General features: G+C 60.0%; 19 protein-coding genes, 3 tRNA genes and 1 pseudogene. 16 read left to right on the top strand and 7 right to left on the bottom strand.

The features are described 5' to 3' along the window. The first annotated feature begins 109 nt into the window (after window positions 1-109). Genes thrC through moaD form a run of 3 tightly spaced genes read left to right on the top strand, consistent with a single transcriptional unit; the run spans window position 110 to window position 3,109 of the window. On the top strand, window positions 110-1,606 hold the full coding sequence (gene thrC, locus ACQ4W7_RS11255; protein WP_436530483.1) for a threonine synthase: 1,497 nt from the start codon (window positions 110-112) through the stop codon (window positions 1,604-1,606). Next, complete coding sequence (locus tag ACQ4W7_RS11250; RefSeq protein ID WP_436530481.1) at window positions 1,606-2,832, top strand: molybdopterin molybdotransferase MoeA; 1,227 nt, start codon at window positions 1,606-1,608, stop codon at window positions 2,830-2,832. The genes thrC and ACQ4W7_RS11250 overlap by 1 nt, the downstream gene beginning before the upstream one ends. 10 nt (window positions 2,833-2,842) lie before the next feature. Continuing rightward, window positions 2,843-3,109, top strand: coding sequence for a molybdopterin converting factor subunit 1 (moaD, locus tag ACQ4W7_RS11245; protein ID WP_436530479.1), 267 nt, complete (start codon window positions 2,843-2,845; stop codon window positions 3,107-3,109). Between the two features lie 42 nt (window positions 3,110-3,151). On the opposite strand, the gene ACQ4W7_RS11240 is transcribed toward moaD, so the two are convergent. After that, window positions 3,152-3,385 carry a hypothetical protein gene (locus ACQ4W7_RS11240; RefSeq protein ID WP_426070940.1) on the bottom strand — a complete coding sequence of 78 codons (234 nt, stop codon included), beginning with the start codon at window positions 3,383-3,385 and terminating at the stop codon, window positions 3,152-3,154. 175 nt (window positions 3,386-3,560) lie between these two features. Between ACQ4W7_RS11240 and ACQ4W7_RS11235 the strand changes: the two genes are divergently transcribed. Next, window positions 3,561-4,814 carry a TIGR03862 family flavoprotein gene (locus ACQ4W7_RS11235; RefSeq protein ID WP_436530477.1) on the top strand — a complete coding sequence of 418 codons (1,254 nt, stop codon included), beginning with the start codon at window positions 3,561-3,563 and terminating at the stop codon, window positions 4,812-4,814. Between the two features lie 22 nt (window positions 4,815-4,836). Here the strand turns inward: ACQ4W7_RS11235 and ACQ4W7_RS11230 are convergent, their stop codons facing one another. The 6 genes from ACQ4W7_RS11230 to hpnC all read right to left on the bottom strand — a co-directional run bounded on the left by ACQ4W7_RS11230 (window position 4,837) and on the right by hpnC (window position 9,881). Further along, window positions 4,837-5,643 carry a head GIN domain-containing protein gene (locus tag ACQ4W7_RS11230; RefSeq protein WP_436530475.1) on the bottom strand — a complete coding sequence of 269 codons (807 nt, stop codon included), beginning with the start codon at window positions 5,641-5,643 and terminating at the stop codon, window positions 4,837-4,839. Window positions 5,644-5,653: 10 nt separating this feature from the next. Then, the gene (locus ACQ4W7_RS11225) at window positions 5,654-6,445 is read right to left on the bottom strand and encodes a DUF1700 domain-containing protein (protein ID WP_436530473.1); all 792 of its coding nucleotides are present in this window, start codon (window positions 6,443-6,445) and stop codon (window positions 5,654-5,656) included. 28 nt (window positions 6,446-6,473) lie between these two features. Then, complete coding sequence (locus tag ACQ4W7_RS11220; RefSeq protein WP_436530471.1) at window positions 6,474-6,629, bottom strand: hypothetical protein; 156 nt, start codon at window positions 6,627-6,629, stop codon at window positions 6,474-6,476. Between the two features lie 130 nt (window positions 6,630-6,759). Next, window positions 6,760-8,112 (bottom strand): hydroxysqualene dehydroxylase HpnE, encoded by a 1,353-nt coding sequence (gene hpnE / locus ACQ4W7_RS11215; RefSeq protein WP_436530469.1) that lies wholly within the window; start codon window positions 8,110-8,112, stop codon window positions 6,760-6,762. Window positions 8,113-8,119: 7 nt separating this feature from the next. Beyond that, complete coding sequence (gene hpnD, locus ACQ4W7_RS11210; protein ID WP_436530467.1) at window positions 8,120-8,953, bottom strand: presqualene diphosphate synthase HpnD; 834 nt, start codon at window positions 8,951-8,953, stop codon at window positions 8,120-8,122. A gap of 46 nt (window positions 8,954-8,999) precedes the next feature. After that, window positions 9,000-9,881, bottom strand: a complete 882-nt coding sequence (gene hpnC, locus ACQ4W7_RS11205) for a squalene synthase HpnC (RefSeq protein WP_426070947.1) — start codon at window positions 9,879-9,881, stop codon at window positions 9,000-9,002. Between the two features lie 293 nt (window positions 9,882-10,174). Between hpnC and ACQ4W7_RS11200 the strand changes: the two genes are divergently transcribed. From ACQ4W7_RS11200 to ACQ4W7_RS11145, 12 genes and pseudogenes are all read left to right on the top strand, one after another. Continuing rightward, entirely contained in the window at window positions 10,175-11,338 is a 1,164-nt protein-coding gene (locus ACQ4W7_RS11200; RefSeq protein WP_436530464.1) for an efflux RND transporter periplasmic adaptor subunit, read from the top strand. Continuing rightward, a complete protein-coding gene (locus ACQ4W7_RS11195) occupies window positions 11,335-14,433 on the top strand; it encodes an efflux RND transporter permease subunit (protein WP_436530462.1) in 3,099 nt (1,032 codons plus the stop codon). Before ACQ4W7_RS11200 ends, ACQ4W7_RS11195 begins: the two co-directional genes overlap by 4 nt. Before the next feature lie 389 nt (window positions 14,434-14,822). Then, window positions 14,823-15,006: pseudogene (locus ACQ4W7_RS11190) on the top strand (hypothetical protein); the annotation flags it as partial. Between the two features lie 176 nt (window positions 15,007-15,182). Beyond that, window positions 15,183-15,265: transfer RNA gene (locus ACQ4W7_RS11185), tRNA-Leu, on the top strand. A 722-nt stretch (window positions 15,266-15,987) separates the two neighbouring features. Further along, window positions 15,988-17,328, top strand: a complete 1,341-nt coding sequence (gene tig / locus ACQ4W7_RS11180) for a trigger factor (protein WP_436530460.1) — start codon at window positions 15,988-15,990, stop codon at window positions 17,326-17,328. Window positions 17,329-17,415: 87 nt separating this feature from the next. After that, the gene (clpP, locus tag ACQ4W7_RS11175) at window positions 17,416-18,033 is read left to right on the top strand and encodes an ATP-dependent Clp endopeptidase proteolytic subunit ClpP (protein ID WP_373629889.1); all 618 of its coding nucleotides are present in this window, start codon (window positions 17,416-17,418) and stop codon (window positions 18,031-18,033) included. A 199-nt stretch (window positions 18,034-18,232) separates the two neighbouring features. Continuing rightward, window positions 18,233-19,501 carry an ATP-dependent Clp protease ATP-binding subunit ClpX gene (gene clpX / locus ACQ4W7_RS11170; RefSeq protein ID WP_010398446.1) on the top strand — a complete coding sequence of 423 codons (1,269 nt, stop codon included), beginning with the start codon at window positions 18,233-18,235 and terminating at the stop codon, window positions 19,499-19,501. A 273-nt stretch (window positions 19,502-19,774) separates the two neighbouring features. Further along, window positions 19,775-22,186 carry an endopeptidase La gene (gene lon, locus ACQ4W7_RS11165; RefSeq protein WP_426070951.1) on the top strand — a complete coding sequence of 804 codons (2,412 nt, stop codon included), beginning with the start codon at window positions 19,775-19,777 and terminating at the stop codon, window positions 22,184-22,186. 204 nt (window positions 22,187-22,390) lie between these two features. Next, on the top strand, window positions 22,391-22,663 hold the full coding sequence (locus ACQ4W7_RS11160; protein ID WP_010398442.1) for an HU family DNA-binding protein: 273 nt from the start codon (window positions 22,391-22,393) through the stop codon (window positions 22,661-22,663). 125 nt (window positions 22,664-22,788) lie between these two features. Next, window positions 22,789-22,865 (top strand) — tRNA-Asp (locus ACQ4W7_RS11155). Window positions 22,866-22,882: 17 nt separating this feature from the next. After that, window positions 22,883-22,959 (top strand) — tRNA-Asp (locus ACQ4W7_RS11150). Window positions 22,960-23,405: 446 nt separating this feature from the next. Further along, window positions 23,406-25,328: a SurA N-terminal domain-containing protein gene (locus tag ACQ4W7_RS11145; protein WP_436530458.1), complete on the top strand. Its 1,923-nt coding sequence runs from the start codon at window positions 23,406-23,408 to the stop codon at window positions 25,326-25,328. Window positions 25,329-25,358 lie beyond the last annotated feature (30 nt).

Raw genomic sequence — 25,358 nt, 5'->3', positions numbered from 1 at the left:
TCTTGATCTGGCTGGCGCCACGCGATTCGCCTTGGACGGCGGCTGGCACTATAATATCCGTTGCCATTCATGATCAACCGCACTCAGCTCAACTGGACTCTTCAAATTTATGCACTACGTGTCTACCCGCGCTGATAAAGCGCCATCGCAGTCGCAACAGTCTTCTTTGCAGCAATTCTCCGACATCCTCCTGGGCGGCCTGGCCCCCGATGGCGGACTGTATCTACCAGAACACTACCCGCAAGTCACTGGTGCCGAGCTCAACGCCTGGCGCACATTGTCGTATGCCGACCTGGCATTCGAAATCCTGAAGAAGTTCGCCACCGATATCCCGGCCGCGGACTTGAAGGCACTGACGGCGAAAACCTATACCAAAGCTGTCTACAAGAATGCCCGCGCCGGCGAAAACGCGGCCGACATCACGCCGCTGCGCGTGCTCGAAGAAAACCTCGTCAAGGGCGGCCAGACCACCCTGATGCTGCAGGCGCTGTCGAACGGCCCGACCCTGGCCTTCAAGGACATGGCCATGCAGTTGCTGGGCAACCTGTTCGAATACACCCTGGCCAAGACTGGCGCCGAACTCAATATTTTTGGCGCCACGTCGGGCGACACGGGCAGTGCGGCCGAATACGCGATGCGCGGCAAGAAGGGCATCCGCGTCTTCATGCTGTCGCCGCACAAGAAAATGAGCGCGTTCCAGACGGCGCAGATGTTCAGCCTGCAAGACCCGAACATTGTCAACATCGCCGTCGAAGGCGTGTTCGACGATTGCCAGGACATGGTCAAGGCCGTCTCGAACGATTTGCCGTTCAAGGCAAAGCAGAAAATCGGCACCGTCAATTCCATCAACTGGGCGCGCGTCGTGGCGCAAGTCGTGTACTACTTCCGCGGCTACCTGGCGGCTACCACCAGCAACGAGCAAAAAGTGTCGTTCACAGTGCCTTCGGGTAATTTCGGCAATATCTGCGCCGGCCATATCGCCCGCATGATGGGCTTGCCCATCTCGAAACTGGTGGCGGCGACGAATGAAAACGACGTGCTCGACGAATTTTTCCGCACGGGCGTGTACCGCGTGCGCAAGTCGGCCGAGACCTACCACACCAGCAGCCCGTCGATGGATATCTCGAAAGCGTCGAACTTCGAGCGCTTCGTCTACGACCTGGTGGGCCGCGACAGCGAGCGCGTGCGCGCCCTGTTTACCAAAGTGGAAACGCACGGCGGTTTTGACCTGTCCGGCAAACCTGGCAGCGACGGCGACGAATTCAAGCAAGTCGCCAAATATGGCTTCAAGTCGGGCAAGTCCACGCACCAGGACCGCCTCGACACCATCCGCGATGTGGCCGACGACTATGGCATTACCATCGACACGCACACGGCCGACGGCATCAAGGTGGCGCGCGAGCACCTGGAGCCCAACGTGCCGATGATCGTGCTGGAAACGGCGCTGGCGGCCAAGTTCAACGAAACCATCCTCGAAGCGCTGGGCGTGGATGCTGAACGGCCAAACGGTTTCGAGAACATCGAAGACTTGCCGCAAAAGTTCGTCGTGATGGATGCCGACGTGGAGAAAATGAAGGCGTTTATCGCCTCGAACACGGGATTGTGATGACAGACGCCAGCACTGTACGCAAACCGATGCTGTCGGTGGCCGAGGCGCAAGCCTTCATGCTGGGCGCGGCGCGCCCGGTGACCGAAGTGGAGCACATTGACACCATGCGCGCCAACGGCCGCGTGCTGGCCACGGCGCAAACGTCGACCCTGAACGTGCCTGAGCGCGACAACACGCAGATGGATGGCTATTGCGTGCGCGCGCAAGATTGCGCCAGCGGCGCGGCCAGCTTGCCCGTGTCGCAGCGCATCGCGGCCGGCCACGTGGGCCAGCCCTTGCAGCCGGGGACGGCGGCGCGCATCTTTACGGGCGCCCTGATCCCGGACGGCGCCGATAGCGTGGTGATGCAAGAGCAGTGCACGGCGGCGGACGGCATGGTGACGGTCAATCACGTGCCGAAAGCCGGGGAATGGGTGCGCCGCCAGGGCGAGGATATCCGCGCCGGCGGCGAGATACTCGGTGCGGGCCGGCGCCTGCGCAGCCAGGAAATGGGCCTGGCCGCCTCGGTGGGCCTGGCGCAAGTACCGGTGCTGCGCAAGCTGCGCGTGGCCGTGTTTTTCACGGGCGACGAACTGGCCATGCCGGGCCAGCCTTTGGCGCCGGGCGCCGTCTACAACTCGAACCGTTTTACTCTGCGCGGCTTGCTGGAAAACCTCGGCTGCGAGATCACGGACCTGGGCATCGTGCCCGACAGCCTGGAAGCGACAAAAGCCGTGCTGCGCCAGGCGGCGCAGGGCAATGACCTCATCATCACCTCGGGTGGCGTGTCTGTGGGCGAGGAAGACCATATCAAGCCGGCCGTGGAAGCGGAAGGGCGGCTGAACATGTGGCAGATCGCCGTCAAGCCGGGCAAACCGCTGGCGTTTGGCGAAGTTCAGAATGCGTTCTTTGTCGGCTTGCCCGGCAATCCCGTCTCCAGCTTTGTCACGTTCTTGCTGTTCGTGCGCCCGTTCATTCTGCGCTTGCAGGGCGTGGCGGGAAATCTGGCGCCGCGCAGCTACAAGCTGCCGGCCGCGTTTGAACGCCTGAAGGCGGACAAGCGCAACGAGTTTTTGCGCGCCAAGATCAATGACGACGGCGAGCTGGAACTGTTCGCCAACCAGAGCTCGGGCGTGCTGACCTCCACCGTGTGGGGTGACGGCTTGATCGACTGCCCGCCGGGGCTGTCGATTGCACGCGGCGACATGCTGCGCTTTATCCCGTTTAACGAATTGCTGTACTAAGGAAGTGTCGATGAAGATCAATCTGCGTTTTTTCGCCAGCGTGCGCGAGTTGCTGGGCACGGCCCAGGAAGTGCTGGTGCTGGAGGAGGGGGCCGTGCGGCTGCATACCGTGGGCGAGGTGAGAAATCTCCTGATCGCCCGCGGTGGCAAGTGGGAATATGCGCTGGCGCAGGGCCGCGCGCTGCGCATGGCGCATAATCAGGTGATGTGCGATGCCGACACCGTGATAGGCGAAGGCGACGAGGTGGCGTTTTTCCCGCCCGTGACGGGCGGCTGAGAATGCTCACTTGAGAAAATGGCCGCTGAAGCGGCCATTTTCTTATGACGACTTGGTTCCTGGCTTGTCCCCGCTGCACGTGGCGCAGGCGATGGCTTTCTTGTAGCGCCAGTATTTCGAGCCGATGAAGATGGCCGATGCCACCAGCGACCAGGCCAGGGCGCTGAGGATGTCGGCCTGGCTGGTGGTGCCCTTGCTGTATTCGACCACCGTCAGGATGATGAATAAAATCGAGCTGGCCAGCAAATAGCGGGAAATCCAGAATCCTGCGCCCATGTGTTTCTCCTCTCGTGTTTTGTCGTCAAGTGATATTAAACTGCCGATGATTGCAGCATGCCTGGTGCAGTATGCCCCATTTTTGGGCGCAATCGCCATCGGCGGGCCATATCCGGGCCATATCCGGGCCAATCTCGACTAAAATGCGGGGTTTTCACCGTCTTCCCGGCATGCCATGACCAACTCCAGTTCGCCTCCGTTTCACATCGCCGTCATCGGTGGCGGCCCCGCCGGCCTGATGGCCGCCCAGGCGGCGGCCGATCAGGGGGCACAGGTGGAATTGTTCGACGCGATGCCTTCTGTTGGCCGCAAATTCCTGCTGGCGGGGCGCGGCGGCATGAATATCACGCACGCGGAAGGCTACCAAGCCTTTGTCTCGCGCTACGCCAGGCAAGCCAACCGCCTGAAACCGGCGCTGGACCAGTTCGGCCCGCAGAAGGTGCGCGACTGGGTGCACGGCCTGGGCGTGGACACCTTCGTCGGTTCCTCGAACCGCGTCTTTCCGGCCGATATGAAGGCCGCGCCTTTGCTGCGCGCCTGGCTGCACCGCTTGCGTGAAGCGGGCGTGCAATTTCACATGCGCCACCGCTGGACGGGCTGGCAAGACGGCCAGCTGGCCTTTGCCACGCCGGACGGCGAACGCCTGCACTCCTTCGACGCCGTGATCCTGGCGCTCGGTGGCGGCAGTTGGGCGCGTCTCGGGTCGGATGGCGCCTGGGTGCCGCTGCTGCAAGGGCAGGGCGTCGCCGTGGCAGCGCTGGCACCGGCCAATTGCGGCTTCGACGTGGACTGGAGCGCGCATTTCAGCAGCCGTTACGCGGGCGAACACCTGGCCACGGTGGCCATCACGGCGCATGACATCGATGGCTTGACGGTCAAGCGCCAGGGCCAGTGCGTCATCACGGCGGGCGGCGTCGAAGGCGGCCTGATTTATGCGCTGTCGGCCGCATTGCGCGAGCAGATCGCCGTTGCGGGCCACACCACCATCTGGCTCGACCTGGCGCCTGACCACAGCCATGAACGCGTGTTCGAGGAAGTCACGCGCCCGCGTGGCGCGCGCTCCATGTCCAGCCACCTGAATAGCCGGCTGGGCATCAAGGGCGTGAAATCGGGCTTGCTGCGCGAATGCCTGAGCGCGGCCGACTTCGCCGACGAAGCCAAGCTGGCGCGCGCCATCAAGCTGTTGCCCGTCACCTTGCAGCGTCCGCGCCCCATCGATGAAGCCATCAGTAGCGCCGGCGGCGTGGACTTCGATGGTGTCAAAGGCAGCATGCTGCGCGCCATGCCAGGCGTCTTCGTGGCGGGCGAAATGCTGGACTGGGAAGCGCCCACGGGCGGCTACCTGCTGACGGCTTGTCTGGCACAAGGCAAGGCGGCCGGCGAGCAGGCGGTGGCGTGGCTGGAAGAGAAAGTTACTGCCGAAAGCTAATGCGGAAAGTTAATGCCGAAAGTTAATGCCAGGTAATTTCGCCTGAGCCGCTTTTCTGAATCTCGCGCTGGCGCGGGTTGCCGTGGACGTGGATGTCGCCGCTGCCGCGCAAGGTGAGGTTGGCGGCGTCGCGCACGAAGACGGTGCTCTGGCCCGAGCCTTGCAGGCTGACGCTGGCCTTGTCGGCCGCCAGGTGCTCGGCATCGATGTCGCCCGAACCGCTCAGGTCGGCGCGCAGGAATTTTGTGTTGCCACTGGCGGCTATGCGTCCGGAACCCACCATTTCCAGCACCACGCTGTCGCTGTTGCCGCCGTTGATGTCGAGGTCGCCACTGCCGTTGACGGTGGCCGACACCTGCTTGTAGCGGCCGGTGAAGCTGACGTCGCCCGAACCCGTCAATTCCAGGATGAAACTGTCGCCGGAAAATCCCGTGATCTTGCTGTCGCCATTGCCGTGCACTTCCACGCGCACGAGCGATGGCAGCACCAGTTCCACCTGTATCGGCTGGCGATGGTGGAAGAGCATGCCTTTCGGGCCGATATGCAGGGTCGTGCCATCGGCGGTGGTCGCGACGTTCGACAGCAAACGCTGCTCGCCGCTCACCTTCATCGATGGCGTGGCGCCGCGGCGCAGCACCAGGTCGATGGGGCCGGCCAGGTCGATGCTGGTGATATCGGCGGAAATCGGGCGCGTTTCACTGCGCACGGCGCGGCCGGCAGCACTGCTGGGATTGCTGATTCCCTTGGCGCGCAGCGCGGCATACGACATGGCGATCAAGACCAGTGCCAGCAGGAGCATGGACAGGCCAACTTTGAGCAAGCGTTTCATGGCAGCCTTTCTAGTGACCTTTGAGCAGGGAGACATTCATGGCGATGTAGCGCTTGATGCCGATCAAGGTATAGCGCGTGACCACCAGACTGAGCAGGAAGATGGCGATGCCGCCGAGCAGCATGCCCACGCCGAAGACGGTTTGCGTGGTGCGCGCATCGCGGTCCATGTCGGTGGAGATGCGGATGCCGCCACCGGCCAGCGCTTCGGCCCGCTCCATCATGCGCGACGAAGCGCCCGGCGCCTGGGGTTCGGCTGATTCACGCTGCGAGGGGCCGGGCAGGTGATCGACTTCGATGCCCGTCTCGCCGATGGTGATGCGCGTCTCGCGCCGCTCGCCGCCTTCGCCGCCGTCATCGTCATGGATGAAGACATGGCGCAGCGGACCATCGAGCACCAATTCGTTGGCGCCGGACAAGCCGCTGGCCGTGATGGCGATGCCGGCCAGGTAAAAGCTCAGGCCGACGGCATACAGGGTGGCCAGCAGGGCCGCGTAGACTGCGGCAGGCACGACCATGAACAAGTTGAAGATGGCCAGGCCCAGCAGCGAGACGAGCAGGCGTAGCAGGTTGACGGGGGTTTTCTTGTGTTCGAAAGCCTGGCGGTGGGTGCTGCTGCGCAAGGTAAGGGCGATTTTTTTCGGCTCGCCCAGTTCGTCGGCGATCTCGTGTTCGCTGCGGCCAGCCGCGGCGCCTTCGATGAAAGTTTGTTCGTAATAGTCCATGGTCTTGGCCACCAGGTCCGGTGGCAAGCCTGCCAGCGCGCGCCGCAGCGCGTCGAGATAGTCTTGCTTGTTCATCATATTCTTCCTATCCGTTCGCTTCGCCGCGTCAGCCCACTGCCGGCAGCAGCATGCTTGCCTGGCTCAGCAGAAATGGCGATTGTGGCGCTTGCTGTACGTGCATGACGATCAGGGTGGCCAGCGCCACACAAGCCAGCAGCGCCACGGCTTTCAAGCTGTTTTTCAAGTGCAAGGTGGTGTGCATGGTATTCCCCGTGGCATGGCCGTTGTCGATGATCAGACTGTACCCAAGCGCACGCAGCTGCACCAGCGCGGTGCGACAGAATGCAATTTCGCGGGGGCGAGCGACACCAGGGCAGGACGCACCGTCAAGTCTACTTTGCCACTTTGCCCGTGATGATACCCCTGGCTGCCGCCACGCCGCTGCGCACGGCCGACTCGATGGTGGCCGGATAGTCCTGCGTCCGGTCCTCATTGGCCGTATAGTCGCCTGCCAGCAGCAGGCCCGGCATGCCGCTGGCGTTGCCGGGGCGCGCCTGGTCCGGCGTGCAGGCAAAGGTGGCGCGCTTTTCCGTGATCAGCTGGGTCCACAGGGGCTGGGCCAGGGCAGGGCGTTGCAACACCTGCGCCAGTTGCGCCGCGATGGCTTGCGCCAGCGGTGCGTGACCTTGCTCGGCGGCAGGGCCGGACGCGCTGATGACGACGGCCAGCAAGCCCGCCTGGCTGGCGTCGAGCTGGCCCCGGTCGAAAACGAACTGGCCCCAGTGCTGCTGCTGTGGTGCATCGACGAGAGCGTAAAACGGCAAGTCCAGGCGTAACGAGGCGTCGTATTGCAGGTAGCAGGTGCTGATGGCTTCCGGCGTGAAGGCTTGCATTTTGGTAATAACATCATCGAGGCACGGATCCTGCAAGCCTTGCAACAGGCTGGCGGCCTGTACGGATGAGGTGGCCACGATCACGCCGTCAAAGCTTTCCCCGTCATCGAGCTGCCAACGGCTATCGGACAAGGCTTGCAAGACTGCAACCTTGGCGCCCGTCCTGACTTCGCCGCCATGCTGCGCGATATAGCGGCTTGCCGCGTCGGGCAACAGGCTAGTCAGGTTCGCTTTCGGGATCAGCATGTCGGAGGCGCGCCGGCGGCTCGCCCCCAGGCTGTCGCGCAGCACGTTGATGAAGACGCGGGCCGAGGCCCGCTCGGGCGGGGTATTCAGCGCAGCCAGGCACAGCGGGTGCCACATCAGCTGGTTCAAGCGCTCCGTCTGGTCGAAGCGCTGCAGCAATTCGCTGACCGTGCAATCGTTGTACAGTTGCCAGCCCATCCATCGCATGGCGGTGGAAAAACGCATCAAGGCCAGCTTGTCGGCGCGCAATAATCCTTTGGCGCGCAGCAGGGCCCATGCCAGGTGCAACGGCGCGGGCAGGCGCGGCGCGATGAAATCCATGCCGCCAGAACCGGCCGGATAGCGCATCTGCAGGGGCAGGGTGAGGATCAGCTCGGCAGGGTCTTGCCCTGCGAGTTTGATCAGGCGCAAGGTTTCCGTGTAGGCGCCCAGCAAGATGTGCTGGCCGTTGTCGAGTATGGTACTTTCGCGTTCGACGCGGCGCGCGCGTCCACCCAGGGTGCGCGCCGCCTCGAACACGGTCACCGAGTGACCGGCGCGCGCCAGTTCCATGGCCGCCGCGCAACCGGCCCAGCCGGCGCCGATGACGGCGTAGCGTTGCTTCACGCTACTCTCAACCACGAACCCAGGTCTTCCAGGCCAGCCACAGTTTGCGGATCGGCGTCAGCGAGATGCGCTGTTTCAGCACGTGATAGCCGTCGCGCTCGACTTCATTGAGCACCGTGCGGTAGATGGCGGCCATGATCAAGCCAGGGCGCTGGGCGCGGCGGTCTTCGGCAGGCAGCAGCGCGAACGCTTCGTCATATGCCGTCTGCGCGCGCGCCACCTGGAAACGCATGAGGTTTTCAAAGTTTTCGCTGTGGCGCGCGTTCAGCAAGTCTGCCGCCGTCACATTGAATTGCTGCAATTCGCTGATCGGCAGGTAGATGCGCCCCTTGCGCGCATCTTCGCCCACGTCGCGGATGATGTTGGTCAGCTGGAAGGCGTGGCCCAGTTTTTCCGCGTACAGCAGGGTTTCCGGGCGCGTCGCGCCAAAGATGCTGGCCGACAAGATGCCCACCACGCTGGCCACGTGCCAGCAATAGCGGCTCATGGCCTGGTAGTCGAGGTAACGGGTCTGGTTCAAATCCATTTCCATGCCGTCGATGATGGCCTGTAAATGCTTTTCTTCCAGCTTGTAGATCGCCAGGTGCGGCTGCAGCGCGCGCATCACGGGATGCGTGGGGTTGCCCTCATACATGGCCTTGACTTCCTTGCGCCACCAGACCAGCTTGGTGCGTGCCACGGCTTCGTCCGTGCATTCATCGACCGTGTCATCGACTTCGCGGCAGAAGGCGTACAGGGCCGTGATGGCCTTGCGGCGTTCGGCAGGCAGGAACAGGAAGCTGTAGTAGAAGCTGGAGCCGCTCTGGGCGGCCTTTTGTTGGCAGTATTCGTCGGGAGACATAGTCAAAAGAGCAAGGGTTGCAGATCGAAGCCGCTATTCTATCGTTTTACAGAGTGGGCGACGGGGGAAAAGCCGTTTTTACTTGTGTCTCTTGATGCAGGCTTTTGCGCGACATGCGCAGGGCGCGCCAGAAAATGATCAGCCAGTCGCGTTTTTCCAGCTTGGGGCGGCGCCGGAAGACGTCGTAATTGACGGCTTCGATGGCGTCGAGGATGCGCAAGCCGCCTTGCACCACGAGGCGCAGTTCCCAGCCGATGCGCCCGCGCAGGCGCAGGGCCAGCGGCGCGCCGGACAGCATCAGGGCGCGCGTGCGGGCCACTTCAAAGCGCATCAGGGCGCTCCACTTGCCGTGCGCCTCGGGTCGCTCGAAGGCGGCTGCGGAGACGGCAAAGCGGCTCAAGTCTTCCATCGGCAGGTAGATGCGCTCTTTTTGCTGGTCGATGGCGACGTCTTGCAGGAAATTAATTAGTTGCAAAGCTGAACATATCGCATCGGAATCGCGTACATTCTGTTCATCTGCCGCGCCGTACAGGTGCAGCATCAGCAGCCCCACGGGGTTGGCGGAGCGGGCACAGTAATCGAGCAGGTCGGCGTAGCTGGCGTAGCGCGTCGTATGCACATCCTGCTTGAAGGCTGACAACAAGTCGTAAAACGGCTTCAGCGGCAGCTGGAATTTGGCGATGACGGCGGCCAGGCGTTCGAACATGGCGGCGTTCTCGCCAGCATGGCCTTCCTCGCGGGAAATGCGGCCCAGCGCTTCTTCGTAGGCGTGCAGGGCCGCCAGGCGTTCGGCCGGCGTGGCGTCGCCTTCATCGGCCAGGTCGTCGGCGCTGCGGGCGAAGGCATAGATGGCTTCGACGGCGGGCACCAGGCGGCGCGGCAGCAGGAATGATGCAACAGGAAAATTTTCGTAATGGTCTACAGGCATTGAACACGCTTCTTTAGTCTTGCAGTTTTTTCCGGCACCCTGCCAGCGCAGGAGGATTGCCGAACGTTGTATGTCTCAAGATTAATGACGCAGAAGTCACTAAAAGCTTTTACACACGATTATAATTAATAACCAGAAAGTCATTAGGGGAAAGTCACTCCTTGTCATGGCCAAGCTGATATTGTCACAAATTTAAGGATATCGTGTGCGAAAAAGTTTGGCTAGCATCACTTAGCAAGCGAAAAGTTTCCTCACGTGAAAATCTAACAGCCCGCATAGTAAAGGAAAATACCTTGTTTGCCCTGAAAACCCTGCGCCGCGAGACCGGCGCACCCGCACTGCCCGCCCTGCGCCTGATCGCCGGCGCCGCCCTGGCGCTGACGTTGGCGGCCTGTTCCAAGCCTGCCGCAAAAGTCGAAGACGTGCGCCCCGTGCGCGCGAAGGTGTTGTCTAGTAGCAATGTTGACGTGAGTGCCGAGCTGGCGGGCGAGGTCGTGCCGCGCGTGGTGTCGCAACTGGGTTTCCGCGTGGGTGGCAAGATCGTCGCGCGCAAGGTTGATGTGGGCGCCAGCGTGAAGAAAGGGCAAGTGCTGATGCAGCTCGATCCAGCCGACTTGCAGCTGTCGCAGGCGCAGGCCAAGGCATCGCTGGTCAGCGCGGAAACAAACCGCGACCTGGCGCGCGCCGAACTGAAGCGCTACCAGGATTTGCGCGAGAAAAATTTCGTCAGCCAGGCCGTGCTCGATGGCAAGGACGCCACTTACAAGGCGGCGCAGGCGAATGTGGAAGCGGCCCAGGCCCTGTACCGGGGCCAGGCGAACCAGTCCGCTTATGCCAGCTTGCTGGCCGACGTCGATGGCGTCGTCACGCGCATCGAGGCCGAAGTAGGGCAAGTGGTGGCGCCCGGCACGCCCGTGGTGCAAGTGGCCAGGAGCGGCGAGAAGGAAGTCGTGATTGGCATTCCCGAAGACAAAGTGGAAACCTTGCGCGGCGTCAAGGATGTGGTGGTGCGCCTGTGGGCCGACCCGAAACAGGGCTTGCCGGGCAAAATACGCGAAGTGTCGCCCGTCGCCGATGCCGCCACGCGCACCTACCTGGCCAAGGTCAGCATCCCGGACGCGCCGCAAGTGCGTCTGGGCATGACGGCCGTGGTGCAGTTCGCCTCGCAGACGGCCACGCCGCAGATCAAGGTGCCGCTGACTGCCCTGTTCAATGAAAAGTCGCAAAGCTCCGTGTGGGTGGTGGAAAACGGCGCCGTGAAGCTGGTGCCGGTGACGGTGGGCGGCGTGGCGGGCAATGAGTTGCTGCTGACCTCGGGCGTGAAAGCGGGCCAGACGGTGGTGACTGCCGGCGTCAACTTGCTCAAGCCTGGCCAGAAAGTGTCCATCCTCGGCGCCGAACTGGCCAGCACGCCTGATGTTGCCGCTGCCGCCGTCAGCGTGGGTGCGGCCAAATGAAGGGCGGTTTCAATCTGTCGCGCTGGGCCCTCGAACACATTCCGCTGACGCGTTACCTGATGGCCGTGCTGCTGATCGGCGGCATGCTCAGCTATGCCAGCCTGGGCCAGGATGAAGATCCCCCGTTCACCTTCCGCGCCATGGTCTTGCAAGCGTACTGGCCGGGCGCCACGGCGCTGCAGATGGCCGAGCAGGTGACGGACAAGCTGGAAAAGAAGCTGCAGGAAACGCCGTACATCGACGAGATCACCAGCTATTCGAAGCCGGGCGAAACCTTGATCTTGCTCGAATTGCGCGAATCGGCGCCGCCCAAGGAGACGGCGGCTGCCTGGTACCAGGTGCGCAAGAAGATCGGCGACATCCAGGGCACCTTGCCGGCCGGCGTGGTGGGCCCGTTCTTCAATGACGAGTTCGGCGACACGTATGGCTCCATCTTCGCCCTGTCCGGCGACGGTTTTACCTACGCGGAAATGAAGGATTACGCGGACAAGGTGCGCCAGGAGCTGCTGGCCGTGGGACAGGTATCGAAGGTGGAACTGTTCGGCGTGCAAGACGAAAAGATCAATATCATCTTTTCGCACAAGAAATTTGCCCAGTTGGGCATTCCATTCGATGCCATCGTGCAGCAACTGTCTGCACAGAACAGCATCAACGCCACGGGCGTGCTGGTGACGCCCACGGATAACCTGCAAGTGCGCGTGACGGGCGCCATGGTCACCGTCAAGGACCTGGAGAATCTGGAGCTGCGCGCCAACGGCACCACCTTCCGCCTCGGTGACTTTGCCACCGTGAAACGTGAATTCGTCGATCCACCCAAGGATAAGATGCGTTTCAATGGCAAGGAAGTGATCGGCCTGGGTGTGTCGATGGAAAAGGGCGGCAACATCATCGACATGGGCAAGGCCTTGCAAGCGACGGTGACGCGCATGAAGAGCGAATTGCCGGTGGGTATAGAGTTGCAGCGCGTGTCGAACCAGCCGGAAGCCGTGTCCGCTTCCGTGGGCGAGTTCGTGCATACCCTGATCGAAGCCATCTTGATCGTGCTGGCCGTCAGCTTTGTGGCGCTGGGCTTGCACACGAAACCGCTGCGCATCGACGTGCGGCCCGGCCTGGTGGTGGCGCTGACCATCCCGCTGGTGCTGGCCGTCACCTTCCTGTTCATGCGCCTGCTCGACATCGACTTGCACAAAATTTCCCTGGGCGCCCTGATCATCGCGCTGGGCCTGTTGGTCGATGACGCCATCATTGCCGTCGAGATGATGGTGCGCAAGATGGAAGAGGGCATGTCGCGCTTCGATGCGGCGACGTTCGCCTACACGTCGACGGCCATGCCCATGCTGACGGGCACCTTGATCACAGTGGCGGGTTTCTTGCCCATCGGCCTGGCCAAGTCGGCCGCCGGCGAATACACGTTCTCTTTGTTCTCCGTCAATGCGCTGGCCCTGATCATCTCGTGGGTGGTGGCTGTCGTCTTTACGCCCTATATCGGCTATGTCTTGTTGAAGGTCAAGCCGCACGCGCATAACGACCATGAATTGTTCGATACGCCTAACTTCCGCCGCTTCCGCCGTGCCGTCACCTGGTGCGTGGAATGGCGCAAGACGACGATCGCCGCCACCCTGGCCATCTTTGCGCTGGGTATTTATGGCTTTAACTTTATCGAGAAGCAATTCTTCCCCGATTCCAGCCGTCCTGAACTGATGGTGGAGCTGTGGTCGCCCGAAGGCACGACCTTTGCCGCGAATGAAAAGCAGGTGAAGAAATTCGAGGCCTTCGTCAGCAAGCTCGACGGCGTGGATAGCGTGACCAGTTATGTGGGTACGGGCAGTCCCCGTTTCTACCTGCCGCTGGACCAGATATTCCCGCAGACCAATGTGTCGCAAGTGGTGGTTTTGCCGAAGAGTCTGGCCGAACGCGAACGCTTGCGCCAGCAAATCGTCGACGTGTTCAAGAAGGATTTCCCGGAAGTGCGGGGCAGGGTAAAACTGTTGCCGAACGGGCCGCCGGTGCCGTATCCCGTGCAATTTCGTGTCACGGGACCGGAAGTGGCGGGCGTGCGCGTCATCGCCGACCAGGTCAAGGACATTCTGCGCGCCAATCCGAACACCCTGGGTGTGAACGACAACTGGAATGAATCGGTGAAAGTGCTGCGCCTGGACCTGGACCAGGACAAGATGCGCGCGCTGGGCGTCACCTCGAAAACGGTGATGCAGGCGGCCAATACGATACTATCGGGTACCGTCATCGGCCAGTTCCGCGAAGACAACAAGCTGATCGATATCCAGGTGCGCCAGCCTTTGGCCGAACGGGCGACGATTTCTGTGCTGAATGACACGAATATTCCGACGGCAACGGGCAAGTCCGTGCCCATCTCGCAGCTGGCCCGCGCGCATTTCGTGTGGGAGCCGGGCGTGGTCTGGCGCGACAAGCGTGAATGGGCCATCACCGTGCAATCGGACGTGGTCGACGGCATCCAGGGCGCCACCGTGTCGACGCAGCTGGCGCCGCAACTCGATGCCTTGCGCGCCAAGCTGCCGGACGGCTACCGCATCACCGTCAAAGGCGTGGCGGCCGACAGCGGCGAGGCGGAAGCATCGATCGCGACCAACCTGCCGCTGGCCATCTTCATCATCTTTACCTTGCTGATGTTGCAGTTGCACAGTTTCTCGCGCTCCCTGCTGGTTTTCCTGACGGGCCCGCTGGGCGTGGCGGGCGCCGCATTTGCCTTGCTGCTGCTGCACCGTCCGCTGGGCTTCGTGGCCAACCTGGGCGTCATCGCGCTGTTCGGCATGATCATCCGCAATTCCGTGATCCTCGTCGACCAGATCGAGCAAGACATCAAGGATGGCTCGGCGCCATGGGATGCCATCATCGACTCGGCCGTGCGCCGTTGCCGCCCCATCGTGCTGACGGCCGCCGCCGCCGCGCTGGCCATGATCCCGCTGTCGCGTTCCGTGTTCTGGGGGCCGATGGCCGTGGCCATCATGGGCGGCCTGATCCTGGCGACAGCCTTGACCCTGCTGTTCCTGCCAGCCCTGTATGCGGCCTGGTTCCGGGTCAAGAAGCCGGTGGCGCTGGACAAGGATGGGGACTAGGGAAGTAAACCCTCCATTCTGGCGATGATCCCGCTGTCGCGCTCCGTGTTCTGGGGCGGATCACGCAGGGCGGTGGCCATCATGGGCGGCCTGATCCTGGCGACGGCTTTGATGCTGCTGTTCCTGCCAGCCCTGTATGCGGCCTGGTTCCGGGTCAAGAAGCCGGTGGCGCTGGACAAGGATGGGGACTAAGGAAGTAAACCCTCCATTCTGGCGATGATCCCGCTGTCGCGCTCCGTGTTCTGGGGCGGATCACGCAGGGCGGTGGCCATCATGGGCGGCCTGATCCTGGCGACGGCCTTGACCCTGCTATTCCTGCCAGCCCTGTATGCGGCCTGGTTCCGGGTCAAGAAGCCGGTGGCGCTGGACAAGGATGGCGGCTAGGGAAGTCCTCCATTCTGGCGATGATCCCGCTGTCGCGTTCCGTGTTCTGGGGGCGGATCACGCAGGGCGGTGGCCATCATGGGCGGCCTGATCTTGGCGACGGCCTTGATGCTGCTGTTCCTGCCAGCCCTGTATGCGGCCTGGTTCCGGGTCAAGAAGCCGGAGCCGGTGACCGCAAAAGAAGGCTAGGAGCCAGCGCCAAGGTGTCGGCATAAAAAAGGCGGCATTCCTCTGGGAAATCCAGTAGAATGCCGCCTTTGCTTTACCGACGGCTTGCTCGATCAGTCGGCGGTAGCCAGATTGCTCCCGAGTTGTTAAAATCAGGGGCAGCAGTGACGCGGTCGGTACAAGCTGCGTACAAAAATGCGGATGTGGTGGAATTGGTAGACACGCTGGTCTTAGAAGCCAGTGCTTCGGCTTGGGAGTTCGAGTCTCCCCATCCGCACCAATCCGGGTTGTTCCAACCCGGAGGTGCAGCACCATCAAGTTGTCCTTCAGCCTCGTTGCAGGCGTCTATTGTTTTTCTGTTGTCTTTCCTGTATTTCCATCATTCGGAATGCCTTTGTTTGCGCAATTTTTCGCCAAAGATCGGGCGGTAGGGCAGGACCCGGGCCTGGGTTTGCCTGAAAAATGGCCAAATTGAGGTAAATCAAAGGTTTTTTGGCTGAAATCTTCGCCAAGAGCGCATTTCTTTGTTTCGGACGGAGCGCCAGTTCGCATATACTAATGAACGAAGCAGGCTGGAAGGCCTGTCTCTGGCGAAATAAAGTATGTCGGGGTGAGAGTAAAGACAGGGCAACCCAGGCTGTGGCGATTCGTTCGCCGCCGCTGGCATCCTCTGTGGCCGAGCTGCAAAGCCAGCCACTTTCCCGAAGTCCTTTGTTATAATGCCACGCTTTACCGAATGATGGCCGGCCTTGCATTTACTTGGAAGCAAGGCTGGACGCTCGGAGCCCTGTCGCAGTACTGAAAGCGGCGGATTGTTTGGTGCCTGGTGCGGGTTTTCCCTCAGCCGGGTAGACCAGGTCCATCGTCCTGTTTTTCAGTACTTTTACAGATGAATATGCGAGCGAGTGAAGCTGGACCCATGTCTTGCCGCCAGTGATGGCGCAAGGGGTCGGGTCTTCTTTTCTCGCACCAACAGTGTTTATTTTTTGGACGATTTTTTACATGGCAACTGCAGTCGAAACCTTGGGCAAACTCGAACGTCGTATCACGATCTCCTTCCCGCTGACGGACGTCCGCACGGAAGTTGAGAAGCGCCTGAAAGTGCAAGCCCGTACGGCTAAGGCACCGGGCTTCCGTCCGGGCAAAGTGCCGTTGAAAATGGTCGCAGCACAATACGGCTACCAAATTGAATCGGAAGTGCTGAATGACAAAGTCGGCCGCGCGTTCAACGACGCCGCCAACGAAAACAATCTGCGCGTGGCCGGTTTCCCGAACATCGTGCCGAAAGAAGAAGCAGCCGAAGGCCAGCTGGCTTTCGACGCGACCTTCGAAGTGTATCCTGAAGTGGCCATCGGCGACCTGACGGCCGTTGAAATCGAAACCGTGCAAGCCGACGTGTCGGAAGCCGAAATCGACAAGACCATCGACATCCTGCGCAAGCAGCGCGTGCACTTCCACACCAAGGGCGAAGCTGGCGAACACGGCGACGGCGGTGAGCCGATCGCTGCCAACGGCGACCGCGTGACGGTCGACTTCGTCGGTGCTATCGACGGCGTTGAATTCCCAGGCGGCAAAGCTGAAGGCTATGCTTTCGTGCTGGGTGAAGGCCGCATGCTGCCAGAATTCGAAGCAGCAACCCTGGGCCTGAAAGTGGGCGAGTCCAAGACTTTCCCATTGTCGTTCCCTGAGGATTACCATGGCAAGGACGTAGCCGGCAAAACCGCTTCGTTCACCATCACCCTGCAAAAGCTGGAATGGGCGCACCTGCCGGAAGTCGATGCTGAATTCGCAAAGTCCTTGGGCGTTGCCGATGGCGATCTGGCCAAAATGCGCGAAGACATCAAAGTCAACCTGCAACGCGAAGTCGCTGGCCGCGTGAAAGCACGCAACAAGGAAGCCGTCATGGACGCGCTGATCAAAGTTGCTGAGCTGGAAGTGCCAAAAACGCTGATCGCTCAGGATTCCGAGCGCCTGGCCGAAATGACCCGCCAGGACATGGCGCAGCGCGGCATGAATGTCAAGGATGTGCCTTTCCCAGCAGAACTGTTCGCAGACAAAGCCGAGCGTCGCGTACGCTTGGGCCTGATCCTGTCGCAATTGGTGGGCGACAACAATCTGCAGGCAACGCCTGAGCAAGTCAAGGCGCAAATCGAAGATTTCGCTCAAAGCTACGAAGATCCACGCGAAGTGCTGAAGTACTACTACAGCGACCGTCGTCGTCTGGGTGAGATCGAAGCCCTTGTATTGGAAGAAAACGTCGTCACTTACGTGTTGGGCCTGTCGAAAGTCACGACGAAAGCAGTTGCTTTCGACGAACTGATGGGAAGCAACGCACAAGCGTAAACCAGTTGGTATCCGCATGCCGCGGCGGGCCGGCAAGGCCGGCGGCGGCATCGCCTAACTGCTTCACAAGGAAATGAAATGACAGGTATGAACCGTAATCCAGCGCTGGACACAGAGATGCTCGGCCTGGTGCCGATGGTGGTGGAACAAAGCGGTCGCGGCGAGCGCTCGTATGATATTTACTCGCGCCTGCTGAAGGAACGCTTGATTTTCATGGTCGGCCCGGTCAATGACCAGATGGCCAACCTGGTTGTCGCCCAGCTGCTGTTCCTGGAAAGCGAAAATCCGGAAAAGGAAATCTCGCTCTACATCAACTCGCCAGGTGGTTCGGTTTCGGCCGGCATGGCCATCTACGACACCATGCAGTTCATCAAGCCGGACGTATCGACCCTGTGCACGGGCATGGCTGCCTCGATGGGCGCTTTCCTGCTGGCCGCTGGTGCCAAGGGCAAGCGTTTCTCGCTGCCGAACTCACGCATCATGATTCACCAGCCGTCCGGTGGTTCGCAAGGCATGGCGTCCGACATCGAGATCCAGGCAAGGGAAATCCTTTACCTGCGTACCCGCTTGAACGGCATCATGGCCGAGCGCACGGGCCAGTCGATCGAACAGATCGCTAAGGACACCGACCGCGACCGTTTCATGTCCGCCGACGAGGCCGTTGAGTATGGTTTGATCGACAAAGTGTTGACCAGCCGCGCTTGATGAGCCCCTACCGGTATTGCTAAGTACGTAAGTTCACGCCCGGGCGCTCAAACGTTCGGGCGTTTCGCTTTTATTTCGGGTAGCATGGAGCTTGTGCAGGTTGTTGACTTGCGCCATCGGTGGTTGTCTTTCAGGTAACTACCGCACTCCGGCTTGCGATTTTGCAATATTGTTAATGCAGTTCCAACCAAAATGCCTTATGTCAGACAAAAAATCCTCTAGCGGCGAAAAATTACTGTATTGCTCGTTCTGCGGCAAAAGCCAGCACGAGGTGAAGAAACTCATCGCCGGCCCGTCCGTGTTCATTTGCGACGAGTGCATCGACCTGTGCAACGACATCATCCGTGATGAAACGTCGAGCATCGAGACGGTGACCGGTACCAAATCCGATCTGCCGACGCCGCAAGAAATTGCCGCCTTGCTCGATCAGTATGTGATCGGCCAGCAGACTGCCAAGCGCATCCTGTCGGTGGCGGTGTACAACCATTACAAGCGTCTCAAGCACCTAGGCAAGAAAGACGACATCGAACTGGCCAAGAGCAACATCTTGCTGGTCGGTCCTACCGGCTCGGGCAAGACCCTGCTGGCGCAGACCTTGGCGCGCATGCTCAACGTGCCGTTCGTGATCGCCGACGCCACCACCCTGACCGAAGCCGGTTACGTGGGTGAAGATGTGGAAAATATCATCCAGAAGCTGCTGCAAAGCTGCAACTATGACGTCGAGAAAGCCCAGCGCGGCATCGTCTACATCGATGAAATCGACAAGATTTCGCGCAAGTCCGACAATCCGTCCATCACGCGCGACGTGTCGGGCGAGGGCGTGCAGCAAGCCTTGCTGAAACTCATCGAGGGCACGATGGCTTCCGTGCCGCCGCAAGGCGGCCGCAAGCATCCGAACCAGGATTTCGTGCAGATCGACACGACCAACATCATGTTCATCTGCGGCGGCGCCTTTGACGGCCTGTCGAAAGTGATCGCCAACCGTTCCGAAAAGAGCGGCATCGGCTTCTCGGCCACAGTGCGCAGCAAGTCGCAAAGCTCGGCCAGCGAACTGATGCTGCAAGCGGAACCGGAAGATCTGGTCAAGTTCGGCCTGATCCCGGAACTGGTGGGCCGTCTGCCTGTCATCGCCACCCTGGCGGAATTGACGGAAGAGGCGTTGATCCAGATTCTGGTCGAGCCGAAGAATGCGCTGATCAAGCAGTATTCGAAGCTGCTCGAGATGGAAGGCGCGGAACTGGAGATTCGTCCGGCCGCCCTGCATGCGATCGCAAAAAAGGCCCTGGCGCGCAAGACCGGTGCCCGTGGCCTGCGTTCCATCCTGGAACATGCTTTGCTGGACGTCATGTACGAACTGCCGAGTGAACAAAATGTGGTGAAAGTCGTCATCGACGAAAATACCATCACCAGTGGCGCCAAACCTTTGTTGATTTATCAAGAGACTGCCAAGGCCTCCGGAGAAAATTGAAAACTGCCGAGACAAATGCATAAAAAGGGTTTTGATTCCTTAATGCATGGCAGTACAATTTAAATCAATGAGTGCAGGCTTCAATCGTAAAGCCACTCGCGGCGCTTAGCTGCGCGTGGCTTTTTTACTGTTAAAACTGCATTTGTTACCGTCATGCGGGTGTGTTTTGCGAAATAGACTCTATGTTTGTTTCACAGAATTATTTATTCTCGCCGGTCTTGTGTTTTGGCAGCGAGCGCCAACATCGTAAACACGCTTTCTATAAGGTACGCCATGACAACTTCCAAATTAACTGAGCAAACTCAACTGCCGTTATTGCCGTTGCGGGATGTCGTCGTTTTCCCGCATATGGTGATACCGCTGTTCGTTGGCCGTCCAAAGTCGATCAAGGCGCTGGAAGCTGCGATGGAGCAGGGCAAGAGCATCATGCTTGCCGCTCAAAAAGCAGCCGCGAAGGACGAGCCGTCTCCTTCGGATATCTATGAAATTGGTTGTGTCGCCAATATTCTGCAAATGCTGAAGCTGCCCGATGGCACCGTCAAGGTGCTGGTCGAAGGCGCGCAGCGTGCTCGTATCAATCACATCAGCGATGCGCCGACGCACTTTATCGCCGACCTGACGCCGCTCGAGTCCGAGCCGGGCGACGAGTCGGAAGTCGAAGCCATGCGCCGCGCGATCGTGCAGCAGTTTGACCAGTACGTCAAACTGAACAAAAAGATTCCACCGGAAATCCTCGCATCCCTGTCGGGCATCGACGATGCCGGCCGCCTGGCCGACACGGTGGCCGCGCATCTGCCGCTGAAACTTGAGCAAAAACAAGTCATCCTGGAAATTTTCAGCGTGGCCAAACGCCTCGAGCACCTGCTGGGCCAGCTCGAAGGCGAGCTCGACATCCTGCAGGTGGAAAAACGCATCCGTGGCCGCGTCAAGCGCCAGATGGAAAAGTCCCAGCGCGAGTATTATCTGAACGAGCAAGTCAAGGCGATCCAGAAAGAATTGGGCGAGGGCGAAGATGGTGCCGACCTCGACGAGCTGGAGAAAAAAGTCGCTTCGGCCAAGATGCCGAAGGAAGCGCTCGACAAGGCCACCAACGAGTTGAAAAAGCTCAAGCTGATGTCGCCGATGTCGGCCGAAGCCACCGTCGTGCGAAATTACATCGATACCCTGGTCAACTTGCCTTGGAAAAAGAAATCCAAGGTCAATAACGATCTGGCGAATGCGGAAAAAGTGCTCGAGGGCGACCATTACGGCCTCGACAAGGTCAAGGAACGCATCCTGGAATACCTCGCGGTGCAACAGCGCGTCGACAAGCTGAAAGCGCCTATCCTGTGCTTCGTCGGTCCTCCGGGCGTGGGCAAGACTTCGTTGGGCCAGTCCATCGCCCGCGCGACCAACCGCAAGTTCGTGCGCATGGCCCTGGGCGGCGTGCGCGACGAAGCCGAGATCCGCGGCCACCGCCGCACTTACATCGGCTCGATGCCGGGCAAGATCTTGCAATCGCTGGCGAAAGTCGGCGTGCGCAATCCCTTGTTCCTGCTCGATGAAGTCGACAAGATGGGTGCCGATTTCCGTGGCGATCCTTCGTCGGCCCTGCTGGAAGTGCTGGATCCGGAACAGAACCACACGTTCTCCGACCATTACATCGAAGTCGATTTCGACTTGTCCGATGTGATGTTCGTGGCCACGTCGAACTCGTACAATATTCCGCCAGCCTTGCTTGACCGCATGGAAGTGATCCGTCTGTCCGGTTACACGGAAGATGAAAAGACCAGCATCGCGCAACGCTACCTGTTGCCGAAGCAGATCAAGAACAATGGCTTGAAGGAAGACGAAATCTCGGTGGCCGAGTCAGCCTTGCGCGACATCATCCGCTACTACACGCGGGAAGCCGGTGTGCGTTCGCTCGAGCGTGAAGTGTCGAAGATCTGCCGCAAGGTGGTCAAGATGCTGTTGCTGAAGAAATCCGACAAGAAAGTCATCGTCAACTCGAAAAACCTGGATAAATTCCTCGGCGTGCGCCGCTATGATTTCGGTGTCGCAGAGAAAGAAAACCAGGTGGGCCAGGTGGTCGGTCTGGCATGGACGGAAGTGGGCGGCGATCTGCTGACCATCGAAGCCGTGTCGATGCCGGGCAAGGGCGGCATCATCCGCACGGGTACCCTGGGCGACGTCATGAAAGAGTCGATCGAGGCAGCCCGCACGGTGGTGCGCAGCCGGGCACAGCGCCTGGGCATCAAGGCGGACGTGTTCGAGAAGAGCGACATCCACATCCACGTGCCGGAAGGCGCGACACCGAAGGACGGTCCTTCGGCTGGCGCGGCCATGACGGTGGCGATGGTATCGGTCTTTACGGGCATCCCCGTGCGTGCCGACGTGGCGATGACGGGCGAGATCACCTTGCGCGGCGAAGTGTTGCCGATTGGCGGCCTGAAAGAAAAGCTGCTGGCGGCCCATCGCGGCGGCATCAAGACGGTCTTGATTCCAGAGCAAAATGTGAAGGACTTGGCCGAAATTCCGGACAACGTCAAGAACAAGCTGGAGATCGTGCCCGTGCGCTGGATCGATAAAGTGCTGGAAATCGCCCTCGAGCGCATGCCAGAACCGTTGGTGGAAGTCGCTGCCGTGGAGGCTGTCACGGCCGCCGCAGCCAAGCCTGACGTGGCTGGCGAGGTAGTAAAACACTAACGTTTTACCCCTGTTTTCCCCAAACAAGCGCTTTTAGAGCGCTTGTTTTATATTGAAACGTGAATTGCGCCCCCAAAGCGCTTGACACATATACAGTGTGGCTTGTTTAATACGCCTGCACATTTTTTTCGCCGGACAGCTGTGGTGCCAAAAGTGCCGCAACGATACGGTAAACGTTTTATACCTTTGTAATTGGGGATGCTAGTGAACAAGACTGAATTGATCGACCACATTGCTGAAAAAGCTGACATTTCCAAAGCCGCCGCTGCGCGCGCACTCGACGCTGTTATTGGCGGCGTGACGGAAACTTTGAAAAACAACGACAGCGTGACGCTGGTTGGTTTTGGCACTTTCTCGGTCAGCGAACGCGCTGAGCGTACCGGCCGCAATCCGCGTACCAAAGAAGCGATCACGATCGAAGCTGCAAAAGTTCCAAAATTTAAAGCTGGCAAAGCTTTGAAGGATGCTGTAAACTAACGGACTTCGGTGAGGTGACAATCACCGGAAACATTTGGCGGCGCCTCCGGGGGCCGCAATTTCAGGGTTGAGGTTCTTCGAATGGCAACCCTGGATGCAAATGCAAGTAGTACTGTGTATTTTTCGGAGTGGTAGTTCAGTTGGTTAGAATGCCGGCCTGTCACGTCGGAGGTCGCGGGTTCGAGTCCCGTCCGCTCCGCCAAAAAAATACGCTCTTAAGGAGTGGTAGTTCAGTTGGTTAGAATACCGGCCTGTCACGTCGGGGGTCGCGGGTTCGAGTCCCGTCCGCTCCGCCAGAATATAGAAACCCGCGCTGCTGAATAAGTAGCGCGGGTTTTTCTTTTGCGCTTCATGATTATCTTTCGCGCCGCGCGGTTTAATTCTCCGGCCGCCGCCCTGAATATCCAGCCGCCAGCGTTTTAAATCTGCCTTAAGCCTGGGCGTGTTTAATGATCGCGCTTGCCATGTTCCTCTGCATGCGCCCGTGGCGTCGATTTTAGCGGCCTGTGCCGCAGCTTGAGGGCAGGGCGCGTGCCCTGATTTACTCTTGCTATAGCGCTATGGGCATTGTAGAATCAGGAGATAATGGCTTGGGCGTCAGAATCCTGCTTTAGTTCCAGCGCCAAGTTGTTGAATCTAAAGGGGAAGTGGACATCTGTCCCGTCCATTCCGCCGAAGAAATCAAGGCGAACATATGTTCGCCTTTTTTTATAGTGATCCACTCATCCCGAATTGGCTGACCATGTTTGAATTTATTCGTACCCATCGACGCTTGATGCAGTTTCTCTTGATGCTGGTCATCGTCCCGTCTTTTGCACTGGTCGGTATCAGCGGCTACCAAAGCTTCGGCGACGGCGCAAACACCATCGCCAAGGTCGGCGACCAGGTGGTTACGCAGCAGCAATATGAAGAAGCGCAACGCCAGCAGATCGACCGCTACCGCCAGATGATGGGCGAGCAGTTCGACCAGAAAATGTTTGATACGCCGGAAGCGCGCCAGAGCATCCTCGACAACCTGATCGCCGAGCGCGCCGTGGCCGCGGAAGTGGGCCGTAGCCACCTGGTCATCAGTGATGCCGTGCTGCAAAAGGAAGTGCTGGAAATCCCAGGCTTGACCTTGCCGGACGGTAAATTCGACCTGGAACGCTACAAGTCCATGCTGGCCGCCCAAGGCATGACGCCGCAGATGTACGATGCGCGCCGCCGCAGCGACATGGCCCTGCAGCAACTGGCCGGCGCCGTGCAAGGCACCGCCTTCGCGCCGAGCAGCGTCTCCAAGCGCCTGTCCGACATCACTTCGGAAGAGCGTGAAGTGCAGGAACTGCTGTTGCCGATCGCCCAGTACGTGCCGGAAGTCAAAGTGACGGACGCCATGATCAAGGCTTTCTATGACAAGAACAGCAAGTTCTTCGAGATCCCGGAACAAGCGAAGATCGAATACGTCGTGCTGGACGACAGCGCTGCCGGCGAGCAAGTCGACGTCAGCGACGCTGACGTGACCGGCTACTACGCGAAGAACCAGAAAGCCTACACGACGGAGGAAGCGCGTCAGGCCAGTCACATCCTGGTAGCCGTCAAGAAAGACGCCTCGGCCGCCGACAAGGCAGCCGCCAAGGCCAAGGCTGAAGCCATCCTGGCCGATGTGCGCAAAGCGCCTGCCAGCTTTGCCGCCATGGCCAAGGCCAAGTCGGATGACCCGGCCTCCGCCGAACAGGGCGGCGACCTGGGCGTGATCGGCAAGGATGGCTTGCCTACGCCATTGCTGAATGCCGTGGCGAAACTCAAGCAAGGCGAAATCAGCGATGTCGTCGCTTCCGATTTCGGCTTCCACATCCTGACGGTCACCTCGCTCAAGCCACAGCACGTCAAGGCACTCGATGAAGTGCGCGGCGAAATCACGGCCGATCTGCGCAAGCAATTTGCTGCCAAGAAATACTCGGAAATGGCTGAAATGTTCACCAACACGGTCTACGAGCAATCGGACAGCCTGAAGCCGGTAGCTGACAAGCTGAAGCTGAAAGTGGAAAGCGTCGCCAACCTGTCGCGCACGCCGTCGCCAGCATTGGGCAAGGCGCCGTTCAACAACGCCAAGTTCCTGACCGCCATCTTCTCGAACGATTCATTGAAGGACAAGCGCAACACGGAAGCCGTGACCGTTGCGCCGAACGTGCTGATCGCCGGCCGCGTGGTGGAATTCAAGCCAGCCTCGAAGCGTCCGCTGGCCGAAGTCGAAGCGATGATCCGTCAGCGCGTGACCCTGGAAGAAGCGGAAAAGCTGGCCAAGAAAGCAGGCGAGGCCAAGCTGGCCACCTTGAAAGCCTCGGGTGACGCCACTGGTTTCGGCACAGCACAGTGGGTGTCGCGTAGCAAGCTCGACGGCATCAACCGTGCCGCCATCGCGCAAGTCATGAAAGCGGACACGAGCAAGCTGCCAGCCTATGTGGGTGTGGACCTGCCAGCGCTGGGCTACGGCATCTACCGCATCGCCAAGGTGCAACAGCCGGCGCAAGTCGATGCTGCGCGCCGCCAGCAAGAGAAAGACCAGATCAGCGGCATCCTGGCACAGCAGGAAATGTTCGATTATGTCGAGTACCTGAAAAACAAGGCCAAGGTGAAGATCGTCAAACCGGTCACCGCCCCAGCAGCCGCAGCACCAGCACCGTAAGATTTAGTTTCCACGCATAAAAATAGCCGC

Origin of the sequence: Janthinobacterium algoris (assembly GCF_051380935.1) — a bacterium.
Classification (GTDB): Bacteria; Pseudomonadota; Gammaproteobacteria; order Burkholderiales; family Burkholderiaceae_D; genus Janthinobacterium.
Note: the sequence above shows the minus strand (reverse complement) of the source record. Positions and strands in the feature narration are given on the sequence as shown.

Excerpts from the sequence above, each read along its gene's own strand:
- ACQ4W7_RS11220 (WP_436530471.1), bottom strand. The coding sequence starts at position 6,629 with ATGCACACCACCTTGCACTTGAAAAACAGCTTGAAAGCCGTGGCGCTG.
- ACQ4W7_RS11250 (WP_436530481.1), top strand. The coding sequence starts at position 1,606 with ATGACAGACGCCAGCACTGTACGCAAACCGATGCTGTCGGTGGCCGAG.
- clpP (WP_373629889.1), top strand. The coding sequence starts at position 17,416 with ATGAACCGTAATCCAGCGCTGGACACAGAGATGCTCGGCCTGGTGCCG.
- tig (WP_436530460.1), top strand. The coding sequence starts at position 15,988 with ATGGCAACTGCAGTCGAAACCTTGGGCAAACTCGAACGTCGTATCACG.
- ACQ4W7_RS11225 (WP_436530473.1), bottom strand. The coding sequence starts at position 6,445 with ATGATGAACAAGCAAGACTATCTCGACGCGCTGCGGCGCGCGCTGGCA.
- ACQ4W7_RS11230 (WP_436530475.1), bottom strand. The coding sequence starts at position 5,643 with ATGAAACGCTTGCTCAAAGTTGGCCTGTCCATGCTCCTGCTGGCACTG.
- moaD (WP_436530479.1), top strand. The coding sequence starts at position 2,843 with ATGAAGATCAATCTGCGTTTTTTCGCCAGCGTGCGCGAGTTGCTGGGC.
- ACQ4W7_RS11195 (WP_436530462.1), top strand. The coding sequence starts at position 11,335 with ATGAAGGGCGGTTTCAATCTGTCGCGCTGGGCCCTCGAACACATTCCG.
- ACQ4W7_RS11235 (WP_436530477.1), top strand. The coding sequence starts at position 3,561 with ATGACCAACTCCAGTTCGCCTCCGTTTCACATCGCCGTCATCGGTGGC.
- hpnC (WP_426070947.1), bottom strand. The coding sequence starts at position 9,881 with ATGCCTGTAGACCATTACGAAAATTTTCCTGTTGCATCATTCCTGCTG.
- clpX (WP_010398446.1), top strand. The coding sequence starts at position 18,233 with ATGTCAGACAAAAAATCCTCTAGCGGCGAAAAATTACTGTATTGCTCG.
- thrC (WP_436530483.1), top strand. The coding sequence starts at position 110 with ATGCACTACGTGTCTACCCGCGCTGATAAAGCGCCATCGCAGTCGCAA.
- ACQ4W7_RS11240 (WP_426070940.1), bottom strand. The coding sequence starts at position 3,385 with ATGGGCGCAGGATTCTGGATTTCCCGCTATTTGCTGGCCAGCTCGATT.
- lon (WP_426070951.1), top strand. The coding sequence starts at position 19,775 with ATGACAACTTCCAAATTAACTGAGCAAACTCAACTGCCGTTATTGCCG.
- hpnD (WP_436530467.1), bottom strand. The coding sequence starts at position 8,953 with ATGTCTCCCGACGAATACTGCCAACAAAAGGCCGCCCAGAGCGGCTCC.
- ACQ4W7_RS11145 (WP_436530458.1), top strand. The coding sequence starts at position 23,406 with ATGTTTGAATTTATTCGTACCCATCGACGCTTGATGCAGTTTCTCTTG.